General features: G+C 32.5%; 10 protein-coding genes. All 10 read left to right on the top strand.

Annotated features, from left to right (window positions below; genetic code table 11):
- The first annotated feature begins 243 nt into the window (after positions 1-243).
- The 10 genes from CS873_RS04200 (at position 244) to CS873_RS04245 (ending at position 12,414) form a co-directional block, all read left to right on the top strand.
- Positions 244-1,932 (top strand): septation ring formation regulator EzrA, encoded by a 1,689-nt coding sequence (locus CS873_RS04200; protein WP_099974622.1) that lies wholly within the window; start codon positions 244-246, stop codon positions 1,930-1,932.
- 70 nt (positions 1,933-2,002) lie between these two features.
- The gene (locus CS873_RS04205) at positions 2,003-3,148 is read left to right on the top strand and encodes a cysteine desulfurase family protein (protein ID WP_099974623.1); all 1,146 of its coding nucleotides are present in this window, start codon (positions 2,003-2,005) and stop codon (positions 3,146-3,148) included.
- Positions 3,149-3,157: 9 nt separating this feature from the next.
- Positions 3,158-4,375 carry a tRNA uracil 4-sulfurtransferase ThiI gene (thiI, locus tag CS873_RS04210; RefSeq protein WP_099974624.1) on the top strand — a complete coding sequence of 406 codons (1,218 nt, stop codon included), beginning with the start codon at positions 3,158-3,160 and terminating at the stop codon, positions 4,373-4,375.
- 270 nt (positions 4,376-4,645) lie between these two features.
- On the top strand, positions 4,646-7,300 hold the full coding sequence (locus CS873_RS04215) for a valine--tRNA ligase (RefSeq protein ID WP_099974625.1): 2,655 nt from the start codon (positions 4,646-4,648) through the stop codon (positions 7,298-7,300).
- Between the two features lie 52 nt (positions 7,301-7,352).
- Entirely contained in the window at positions 7,353-8,603 is a 1,251-nt protein-coding gene (locus CS873_RS04220) for a bifunctional folylpolyglutamate synthase/dihydrofolate synthase (RefSeq protein ID WP_099974626.1), read from the top strand.
- 3 nt (positions 8,604-8,606) lie between these two features.
- Positions 8,607-9,230 carry a RadC family protein gene (gene radC / locus CS873_RS04225; protein WP_099974627.1) on the top strand — a complete coding sequence of 208 codons (624 nt, stop codon included), beginning with the start codon at positions 8,607-8,609 and terminating at the stop codon, positions 9,228-9,230.
- A gap of 112 nt (positions 9,231-9,342) precedes the next feature.
- Positions 9,343-10,344, top strand: coding sequence for a rod shape-determining protein (locus CS873_RS04230; RefSeq protein WP_099974628.1), 1,002 nt, complete (start codon positions 9,343-9,345; stop codon positions 10,342-10,344).
- Positions 10,345-10,388: 44 nt separating this feature from the next.
- Positions 10,389-11,243 carry a rod shape-determining protein MreC gene (gene mreC, locus CS873_RS04235; protein WP_099974629.1) on the top strand — a complete coding sequence of 285 codons (855 nt, stop codon included), beginning with the start codon at positions 10,389-10,391 and terminating at the stop codon, positions 11,241-11,243.
- Positions 11,244-11,245: 2 nt separating this feature from the next.
- Positions 11,246-11,788, top strand: coding sequence for a rod shape-determining protein MreD (gene mreD, locus CS873_RS04240; RefSeq protein WP_099974630.1), 543 nt, complete (start codon positions 11,246-11,248; stop codon positions 11,786-11,788).
- On the top strand, positions 11,785-12,414 hold the full coding sequence (locus tag CS873_RS04245) for a septum site-determining protein MinC (RefSeq protein ID WP_099974631.1): 630 nt from the start codon (positions 11,785-11,787) through the stop codon (positions 12,412-12,414). Before mreD ends, CS873_RS04245 begins: the two co-directional genes overlap by 4 nt.
- The last annotated feature ends 14 nt before the right edge of the window (positions 12,415-12,428 follow it).

Raw genomic sequence — 12,428 nt, forward strand, 5'->3', positions numbered from 1 at the left:
GGAACTTTCACCACATGCAGCCGGGTTACTCGTTTACTTATCTGTTGATGACTGTTGACGTTCTTGTCGCTCTTTGCTGCATACTTTACATAAAGAGTAGTTTATCATTATTGATTGCACTCTGTCAAAGTTATTTATTAATCATAAAAGTTAAAAGTTTATTATGAATGCTTGTATATTGATATTTTCATTTTTTGGTCTGATATACTTTTATTCAATAAAGACCATAACAGGGGTGTGCACGTGTTTATATCTATTATAGTAATTATTTTGTTAGTTGTCGCTGTTTTTCTATATATGTGGTTTTTACAACAAAGAAACAGTAGAACAATTGATGAATATAGAAAAAAAATCGCTAATATTAAAGAAGATAAGTTGATTGAAAAAATAGAAGATCTTGAAGAAATGAAGATGACTGGTACTAGTCTGGAGATTTTTGGACAATCAAAATCTGATTTTGAAATGCAATTAGAAGATCGACTACCAAAGGCAGAAAATAGATTGAATCGTATTGCAAATAGTAATACGGAGTTTCGAGTATTTCAAACTTATCGTAGTTTAAGAAACATAAATGAAGAATTAAATTCAATTCAAATCACAATTTCTCAAATCTACGATAGATTGATGAATATCTCAAAGAGTAATGAGTCAAATGCTTCACAGAGTCAGGCTCTTAGAAAAGAATTCGAAGTTCTTCGTAAAGAGATTCTTACACAATCATTTAACTTTGGCTCGGCATCAGATAAGCTTTCTGAAGAATTGGCAGAGATATCTAATCTTCTTGATACTGAGGAACAATTGACAAGACAAGGGGACTATATCGAAGCAAGTCAATATATTGACGAAGCAAGTACAAAAATTAAACTTATCAATAATCAACTTGATATCATTGAACCTCTACATAAAGAACTTGATGATGTTTTTCCAGAACAATTAGAAGAAATTCGTTTTGTGTATGACAAATTGGAAAAACAACAATTTAAATTCAAAGAGGATATTGAGCAGTTAATTGATTCTGTTGAAACTAATATTGCTAAATCCAATGTCGATTTAGCCGAACTTCAATTTAATGATTCAACATTAAAAAATGATGTTATTCGTCAGCAAATAGAGGACCTTTACGAGATATTGTCACGTGAAAATGACGCAAAGAGAACTGTTCTTAAACAGCAAAAACCAGTCATTGACTACTTTAATCATGCTAAGTTCCAACATAACAGACTCGAAGAACGTGTTCAGAATTTAAAAGAAAGCTATGTTATCGACGGAGATATCCTATTATCCGTTAAGAAGCACAATGAAGAATTAAATCGTATCAGAGAAAAATTTGACTATGATATTCAAAAGATAGCTGATAAAGAAGTTGTTTATAGTGAAGTATCTGAAAACTTTAAAGAAACAATTGATAAGTTAGATAAAATCGAACGTGACGAAAAAGTTATAAATGATCAACTTAACGAGATGATTTCAACCGAAGAAGTTGCAATTCAAAGTGTATCAAGATTTTCAAAAAATTTAGATATACAAAAGAGATCATTAGAACAATTTAGAATTAATGGACTTCCTGACGATTATTTAGATTATTTCTATATGGTTTATGATGAAATCAAAAAAATGAATGATGAGCTAAATTCAGAACGTGTCAATGTTGAAGATGTAAGCAAACAATCCATTGTTACTCAAGAAGATTTAGAGAATTTAGTAGAAATGACTAATAAATTAAAATTCGATATTGAGTTATCAGAAAGATTGATGCAATATTCTACAAGATACGCTGATCAAGATGCTACATTAAATGAGAGACTTACAACTGCAAGAGAATTATTTGATAATGAGTTTGAGTTTGAAAAATCAGTAAATGTAATTTCTTCTGCCTTGGAAAATGTTGAACCAGGATCAGTTGAAAGAATAAAAGATTCGATTAGTGCATGATTTTAAAAAATGATGTACATTATAATAATAAAAATTTGGCCGTTAGGCCTTTTTATTTTGGGTGAAAATAATGATATATTTTGATAATAGTGCAACAACAAAGATAGATGATTCAGTTTTAAGTACCTATGAAACAGCAACAAGAAATTTTGGGGGGAATCCATCTAGTTTACATAAGCTGGGATTAAACGCTTATGAACTAGTTGAGAGTTCACGTAAACAAATTGCTGACCTGCTAAATTTTAACCCTAGTGAAGTTTATTTCACTAGTGGGGGTACAGAAGGTAATAATTGGATTATTAAGGGAACTGCTTACAAGAAAAGAGAATTTGGTAAACATATAATTACTAGTTCTATTGAGCATCCTTCAGTTACTAATACTATGAAGCAGCTCGAATCATTAGGATTTGAGGTTACTTATTTACCTGTGGACGATTCCGGTCATATTAAGATAGCTGATTTAAAGAAGGCAATTCGCAAAGATACTATCTTAGTATCAATAATGGCTGTAAACAATGAAATAGGGGCTATTCAACCTATCAATGAAATAGCAGATGTGCTAAATGATTATCCAAGTATTTCATTACACGTTGATGCAGTTCAGGCTATAGGGAAAAATCTTGAAGATAAGTTTATGAACGACAGAGTTGACTTTTATACATTCTCAGGTCATAAATTTCATGCACCTAGAGGAATTGGTTTCATATATATGAAAGATGGTAAGCAACTTGAACCATTACTTGCTGGTGGTGGACAAGAACATAATTTCCGTAGTGGTACAGAAAATACACCTGCGATTGCTGCAATGGCCAAAGCTATTCGTCTTTTAAAAGATGATGAAGAAAAGAAAACCAATAATATTCTAGAATTGAAAACTAAATTACTAGAACACTTAGAAACACTTGAGAATGTGCATGTTTTTTCTAAATTAGAAGATACTTTTGCACCACATATTATTTGTTTTACAGTAGACGGAGTTCGTGGAGAAACAATTGTCCACACTTTTGAAAAGAAAGAGATTTATGTCTCAACAACTAGCGCTTGTTCTTCTAAAAAGGGTCTAGAGTCAAGTACTCTTAAAGCAATGAAAGTACCTGAAAAAATTGCTACCAGCGCAGTTAGAGTGAGCTTAGATGAAAACAATACAATTTCAGAGATGAATGAATTCATTCAAAATCTGGACGAAATTTATAATCATTTTCAAATTCTAAACTAGGAGAAATTAATGAAATATACTGAAATTATGGTTCGCTATGGTGAACTATCAACAAAGGGAAAAAATCGCAATAGTTTTATTGGGCGACTACATGGTAATGTCACTAAAGTTTTAAAAGATTATCCTGAATTAACTATTCAACCTCATCGTGACCGTTTGCATATCCAATTGAATGGTTTAGATGCAAAACCCATTATGGAAAAATTAAAAAATATCTTTGGTATTCAAACATTCTCTTTGAGTATCAGGGTATCCAAAGATTTTGAAGAAGTTAAAAAGACAGCGATTGATATGATGCACGAAGCATATGAACCTGGTATGACTTTCAAAGTTGGTACAAAACGATCTGATCATGATTATCTACTGGATACTAATCAAATTAATCTTCAATTAGGAGATGCAATTTGTGTAGAATTTCCTGAAATTAAGGTTGACCTTCGTAAGCCTGATATTAAGATATCCGTTGAAGTCCGTCACGATGGGATATATTTATCATATTTAACTGTTAAAGGTGCTGGTGGTCTTCCTGTTGGTACTGCAGGTAAGGGGATGTTGATGTTGTCAGGAGGAATTGATTCTCCTGTTGCAGGATATTTTGCATTAAAACGTGGCGTTGAAATAGAGATGGTTCATTTCTTCAGCCCTCCATATACTTCTGAGCAAGCATTGAATAAGGCAAAAGAATTAACAAGTAAATTAACATCCTTTGGTGGAAGTATTAAATTTATCGAAGTTCCATTTGCTGAGATTCAAGAAACTATTAAAGCTAATGTTCCTGAAGGATATTTGATGACAATTCAACGTCGTTTTATGTTGAGATTAACAGATATGATTCGTGAACAGCGTGGAGGATTGGCGATTTTCAATGGTGAGGCCGTTGGACAAGTTGCCTCGCAGACTCTTGAAAGTATGGCAGCTATCAATGAAGTGACAACAACTCCAATACTTAGACCTGTTGCTACGATGGATAAAACAGATATTATTCGAGTTGCAGAAAATATTGATACATTTAATTTATCAATTATGCCTTTTGAAGATTGCTGTACAGTATTTGCTCCACCAAGTCCAAAGACTAAACCTAATATGGAAAAGACTATTAAGTTTGAAAGTTCATTGGATATTGATGGCTTAATTCAACGTTCATTAGATAATATTAAGATAACAACTGTTGAACCTGGGGATACATTTATGGATTCAAAACAAGATGAAATTAGTAGTTTGCTTTAATAAATATATTGACGATATTGATGTAATAATTTATCATCAAGTTATCAGCAATGATTAGGAGTATTGATATTAGATATCTTAAGAGAATGGTATGTCAGCTGAGAATTACCTAGATGTCGATATTAATTGTTACCTATGAGCTATCTTTTAAAGATCGGGACACCGTTAATTGTAGAGTGAAGAGTTTTTTAAAACTCTTAATTTAGGTGGCACCGCGAGCATTCGTCCTATTCCATAGGATGGGTGTTTTTTTATTTTAAGGAGAAAAATATGGTTAGAGAAATTGATATGGATACTAAGTATAGTCCCAATGAAGTAGAAGAAGGTCGCTATGATAAATGGCTAGAACAAGGGGTATTTAAGCCTTCAGGAAACGCTGAAGCAAAACCTTACTCAATAGTAATCCCACCTCCCAATGTAACTGGAAAACTACATTTAGGTCATGCTTGGGATACAACAATTCAAGATACATTGATTAGATTCAAGAGAATGCAAGGTTATGATACCTTGTATCTTCCAGGAATGGATCACGCGGGTATAGCTACCCAAGCTAAAGTTGAAGCCAAACTTAGAGAAGAAAAAGGTGTAACTAGATATGAGTTAGGCCGTGAAAAATTTGTTCAAGAGGTTTGGAATTGGAAAGATGAATTTGGTTCAATCATTAAATCTCAATGGGGCAAATTAGGTCTTTCATTGGATTATGATCGAGAAAGATTTACCCTAGATGAAGGATTATCCAAAGCTGTTCGTAAGGTCTTTGTTGAACTTTACAAACAGGGGTTAATTTATCGTGGTGAATATATAATCAACTGGGATCCTGTTCTTCAAACAGCACTTTCTGATATTGAAGTTATTCATAAAGATGATAATGGTGCTTTTTACCATGTTAAATATCCATACGCTGATGGTTCTGGCTTTATTGAAATTGCAACAACTAGACCAGAAACCATGTTTGGTGATGTAGCTATTGCTGTAAGTCCAGACGATGATAGATATAAAGATATTATTGGTAAAGAAGTCATTGTTCCTTTAGTAGATAGAAAAATTCCAATAATTGAAGATCATTATGTAGATAAAGATTTTGGTACAGGTATGGTTAAAATAACACCTGCTCACGATCCTAACGATTTTGCAGTGGGTAATCGCCATAATCTTGAACGTATTAACACAATGAATGCTGATGGAACAATGAACGAACGTGCTGGTAAGTATAATGGCATGGATCGCTTTGATGCTCGTAAGGCAATTCAAAAAGATCTTGAAGACGCTGGATTTATGATTAGAGTTGAAGATTATACTCATAGTATTGGACATTCAGAAAGATCAGATGCAGTAGTTGAACCAAGATTATCAACACAATGGTTTGTTAAAATGCAACCATTAGCTGAAATGGCTTTGAAGAATCAAGAAACAGATAACAAAGTAGATTTTGTTCCAGAACGTTTTGAAAATACCTTTACTCAATGGATGGAAAATGTTCACGATTGGGTTATTTCTAGACAATTATGGTGGGGACATCAAATTCCTGCTTGGTATCATAAAGAAACAGGTGAGATCTATGTAGGTGAAACAGAACCTGCAGATATTGAAAATTGGACTCAAGAAGAAGATGTTCTGGATACTTGGTTCTCTAGTGCATTATGGCCATTTTCAACTATGGGTTGGCCTGATGTTGAAAGTGAAGATTATAAGAAGTATTTTCCAACAAATACTCTTGTAACTGGTTACGATATTATTTTCTTCTGGGTATCAAGAATGATTTTCCAAAGTTTGAAATTTACTGGAGAACGTCCATTTGAAAATGTCGTTATTCATGGTCTAATTCGTGACGAACAAGGTCGCAAGATGAGTAAATCATTGGGTAATGGTATTGATCCAATGGAAGTTATTGAGAAGTATGGTGCTGATTCATTAAGATGGTTCTTGATGATGGGTTCTACTCCTGGTCAGGACACAAGATTCAGTTACGACAAGATGGATGCAGCATGGAATTTTATAAATAAAATTTGGAATGCTAGTCGTTTTGTTATCATGAATTTGGATGAATCTGCTCAACCAGTAGATAATATAACAATTGATGACTCATTTGATCTTTCTGATAAGTGGATTCTTGCTAAACTAAATCAAACTGTTTCTGATGTTACACGTCTATTTGACAAGTTTGAATTTGGTGAAGCAGGTCGAGCAATGTACAATTTCATCTGGAATGACTTTTGTGATTGGTATATTGAAATGAGTAAAGCGACACTTACTGGTGAAGATGGTGCTTCAAAAGACCATAAACGCATGATACTTACTTATGTTTTAGATCAAATTTTGAAATTAATGCACCCAATTATGCCATTTGTTACCGAAAAAATTTGGTTATCAATGCCTCATACTGGTGAATCAATCTCTACATCAGAATATCCAACTACTCATGCTGAATTTGAAGATTCAGAATCAGTTGAACAAATGGAAATACTAATTGATTTGATCAAAGCAGTAAGAAAAATTCGTGTAGATGCAAATGCACCAATGTCAAAAGAAGTTGATATTCTAATCAAACCTGAAAATGATTCTATAAAAGAAATTTTCTTAGACAACAAAGATTATATAGATCGTTTTGTTCATCCTAAGGATTTACAAGTTTCTGTTGATTTAGAAGCTCCTGATCTTGCTATGACTGCGATTATTAGTGGCACAGAAATTTATGTTCCATTAGCAGAGCTTATCAATATTGATGAAGAAATTACTCGTCAAGAAGAGGAAGTTGCAAAGCTAGACAAGGAAATTTCAAGAATTGACAAGAAACTTTCTAATGAAGGTTTTGTTAAGAAAGCTCCTGAAAGTGTTGTTGCAGAAGAAAAAGCAAAACTTGCAGATTATCAAGATAAGCAAGATAAAGTAAAACAACGTATCGAACAACTTAAAAATAGTAAATAATAAAAAAGCCATCTATAATGAAATAGATGGCTTTTTTATTGGGAGAGATTATATGTTTAAAACATCAGATGAAGCAGTAGAGTATATTCATTCATTACCCAAATTTCATGAATCTGATAGTTTGGATTTTATTAAACTAGCGATGCAAAAATTAGGGAATCCTCAAGATAGTTATAAGATAGTGCACATCACTGGAACAAATGGGAAGGGCACTACGACAAATTATCTGGCTAATTTATTGGAAGCATCCAACTTACGTGTAGGGATGTTTATTTCTCCATTTATAAAAATATTTAATGAACGCATTCAAATCAATCATGAATATATTAGTAATGATGATTTGTGCAATTTGAGTAATTATATTGTTGTCCAAACTAAGGGGATTGAATTAACTGAATTTGAATTTGTTACTGCACTGGGATTACTTTACTTTAAGGATAGAGTAGATATTGCGGTTGTTGAGGTAGGTATCGGCGGAAAAAGAGATAAGACAAATATTGTGAAGCCAGTTCTGTCCATTATAACTTCAGTAGGAATGGATCATGAGAATATTATTGGTCCTACGTTGTTAGATATAGCAAGAGAAAAGTCAGGAATAATAAAACAGAATACACCTGTTATATTGGGATTATTAGATGATGATGTCAGTCATCTTATTGAAAAAGTAGCGGATCAAAAAGATAGTTCTGTGTATCAATTCGAAAGGGAATTTAATATAGAAAATTTCCGAGTGAAAGATATTAAAATCAATTTTGATTTTAAAAATGGAGAAACCTATCCTGTTAGTATCTTAGGAATTGAAAAAACTACTGCGATCAATGCAGCAATAGCAATTGAAGCATTCTATCTTCTTAACAAGGATCATGACTTAACTGATGAGATACCTGAAATTGAAAGTCATCCGATACCTGGGAGAATGCAAGTAGTGAGGAGAGATCCACTAGTTATTTTTGATGGGGCACATAATTTTGCGGCAATTGATAATTTAACAAATTCTTTAACAAAAACATGGCCCAATAAAGATATAATAGTATTGTATTCTGGCATGAAAGATAAAAAGAGAGATGTTATTCTATCAAATTTGTCTAAACATAGTAAAAAAGTATATGTAACTCAGTTAAAAAATTTACGATCTGCTGGAAAAGAAGATTACGATTTATCCATTTATTCGAACGTTGAATTTGTGGATGATTATAGGGACTTTTATTCAAGTTTTATTGATGAACAAACAAGTGATCAAATATTTTTAGTTACAGGATCTTTTTACTTGGTGTCGGATTTATTGAATACTTTCGTAATTTAAAGAATGATAAAATTAAGAGAGAAAATTCAGACAAATGGTGTAACATCGTTGTCCAACTTAGAATTATTGGTAGTTTTATTGGGCAATGGCAATAAACATATTAATGTTGCAGAGATAGCTCATTCGATAGTTACTAAGTATCCAAATTTAGATTTTTCATTACAAAATTTATTGGATCAACAGGGTATCGGCTTAGCGCAGGGATGTAAAATAATGGCAGCTACTGAACTGGGTTCCAGAAAACTTGAAAGTGACGTAATGCCTCAAAAATTTAATTCATTATCTGAGATTGCAAAACACGCTAGCAATAAGATAGGTTTTTCTAAACAAGAAAAGCTACTGGCGTTGTTTCTAGATAGTGATAATAATATAATTTTTGAAAAGATAATGTTTATTGGAACTATGGATTCAGCCACAGTTCACCCGCGTGATATTATCCGAGAAGCTCTGTCACTTTCAGCAACTCAAATTCTTATAGCTCATAATCATTATTCTGGAAGATTAATTCCTTCAGAAAATGATAAAAAACTTACGCAAAGAATTGAAGAATGCTGTACAATAATGGGTATTAAATTTATTGATCATCTAATTTTTTCAAAGAATGATTTTATAAAAGTAAATTTATAATGTTTCAATTAAGTTAAGTTTTTTCATTGTATAAAAAATACATTTATATATGATATAATTTTCTTTAGCTTAAAATGTCCGATTTTCAGTCGTTATTAAAGGAGATATAATATTGTTTGGAATTAGTTCAAAAAAAATAGGTATCGATTTAGGTACTGCTAATACTCTAGTTTATGTTGAAGGTAAAGGAATTGTCCTTAACGAACCTTCAGTTGTAGCTAAAAATAATAATACAGGTGAAGTTGTTGCTGTAGGTTCTGATGCCCGTGAAATGATTGGACGTACACCAGGTAGTATTTCAGCAATTCGTCCTATGAAGGATGGAGTTATTGCTGATTACGATACAACAGCTGCCATGATGAAATATTTCATTTCAAAAGCTGCCGGTAACTCTAAACCATCAGTGATGGTTTGTGTACCAAGTGGTGTTACAGAAGTTGAAAAGAGAGCTGTTATCGAAGCTACTCAACATGCTGGTGCTAAAGAAGCTTATGTTATTGAAGAACCATTTGCTGCTGCTATTGGTGCAGGTCTACCTGTTATGGATCCAACTGGTAACATGGTTGTTGATATCGGTGGTGGTACTACTGATGTTGCTACAATTTCATTAGGTGGAATTGTTTCTTCACGTTCAATTAGAGTGGCTGGAGATAAGTTTGATGAATCAATCACTACTTATATCAAGGCACATTTCAATTTACAAATTGGTGAAAGAACTGCTGAAGAAGTTAAAATTCAAGTTGGTTCAGCTTCAGTTGAAAAAGCTACTGAATTAGAAGCAATGCAAATTAGAGGTCGTGATCTTGTTACTGGATTACCTAAAACAATCCAACTAACTGGTGAAGACATTGCTAAAGCAATTCACGAAGATGTTGAAGAAATTATTATTGCTATTAAGGAAACACTAGAAGAAACATCACCAGAAATTGCTGCTGATGTTATCGATCATGGTATCGTTCTTACTGGTGGTGGAGCACTACTACATCACTTACCAGAAGTTATATCAGAAGCAACTGGTGTTCCTGTATTTATTGCGCAAGATCCTTTGGATTGTGTTGCCGCAGGTACTGGTGAATCACTTAAAAATATCGATGTGATCCGTCGTCAAAAGTAAACGGGGTAACCCGTTTTTTTTATTGATTATTGTGGGAGAAAATTATGCAGAAATTTTTTTCAAATAAAAAGTTCATAATTTTTATGATTATTATTATTGTTACATTTGGACTTTTAGCAGTTTCAGTCAACGTTAGGGATAACGATGAAACACCATCATTTGTCCAACAGATAGGAAATGACACATACAGTTTAGTAGGTGGTGTTTTTGCGTATCCCGTAAATGCAGCAAAAAATGTGAACTCACAGTTTGCTAGTTTTTATAATACTTATACTGAAAATCAACGCTTAAAATCTAGAATAGATGAATTAGATAAAAATAAAACTGATTTAAAAACTGTTCAAGATGAAAACTCTAAATTAAAAAAAGAATTGAAGCTAGATGCTACGTTAACCGACTATGATATCCAGACTGCCTCAGTAGTAACTAGATCACCTAATAATTGGCAAAATTATCTTACAATTAATCGCGGTTCTACCAGTGGTCTTAAGAAAAACATGCCAGTAATGTCTGGAAATGGTTTGATAGGTAGAATTATTGAAGTTAATAAGATTAGTTCAAAAGTAGAATTGATCTCAACAAATAATGAAGTTAGTGATAAATTTGCTGTTGAAATTCAAGGAACAAATGCAATTGATGGAGTCATTAGTAAATATGATTCATCAACTGGAAAACTAGTTATGGAAAATGTTCAATCTACAGATGGAATCAAAAAAGGTCAAAGAGTTGTAACCTCAGGATTGGGTGGTAGAACTCCTAAAGGTCTTTATGTAGGTAAAGTTTATGGAATTAAGAAGGACAACTACGGAATGACAAATTCTGTTTACATAACTCCATCTGCAGATTTAAGAGACTTTACTGTTGTTACAGTTATTAAGTCAAAGGTTAGTGGTGATTAAAAATGGAAATTAGAAGACGTAAGATTTCTTTTCAAGTAATTTTTCTTTTTATCACATTCTTCCTTGATGGGATAATCAAATGGTCTTTTTTTGACAACATAAATAAAGGAACATTTTTTGTCGTTCCACAGTTAATGCTGATGGCACTAACTATGCTTTGTGTAAGAATGGATGATACCAGATTGATCATCATATACGGCGTGATTTTTGGTTTGTCATACGATTTTTATTATTCAGGATTAATAGGAATCTATACAGTTTTGATACCAGTTATCCTTTATGGAATTGACCATTACAAATATTTACTTGCAAGCTCAGACTTCATTTATGAAATATCAGTTTATTTTATTGTACTAGTTGTATTACAAACTTTTGTATATCTGTTAGAAAGACTATTTCAACAGACAACAACTGATTTTTTGGATTATGTAACTTTTACATTAGGACCAACTTTATTATTTAATATTGTAATGTTTTTTATTTTATATGTAATTATGGCAAGGATATGTGATTGGTTAGTGAAATATCGGAGGGAATCACGATGAACAACGTTGTTTTTAAGGGGAATAAAGAAGGTATCGTTGTAACCTTCAATGATGAAGCTAATTTAGAAGATTCGATTAAAGATTTTAAAGAATTAATTTTGCAACAAAATTTGGGTGCAGAAGATAAATCAATAAAATTCTTTGTTAAAACTGGAAGCAGACAACTCTCTTCTGAAAGATTACTGGAAATAAAAACTATTCTGTCAAAGTACCCACAAATTGATCTTCAAAGTTTGGAATCAGATGTACTATCAAAAGACGATGTCGAAGAGAAAATTGAAGAGAGTAATATCAATATTGAGACAGGAATTATCAGAAGTGGGCAAAAAAGAGAGTATCAAGGTGATTTAATATTCTTAGGAACTTTGCATCCTTCTGCACAAATTTCAGCTACAGGATCTGTGTATATTTTGGGAGAAGTCAGTGGTATTGTCCAAGCAGGTTATCCCGATAATACTTCAGCCAATATTCTTGGAAATTTGGCTAAGGTAGCTCAAGTGAGAATTGCGGATACTTTTGAAATAGTTGCTGATGGAAATTCAGAAAAATATACAGATAATCAATATGCTTATCTAGATGATATACATTCAATTAGTGTAGACGATATTAAAAATTTCAAAAATTAATTTGAGAGGACTTT

Source organism: Companilactobacillus metriopterae, from assembly GCF_002762335.1.
GTDB lineage: Bacteria > Bacillota > Bacilli > Lactobacillales > Lactobacillaceae > Companilactobacillus > Companilactobacillus metriopterae.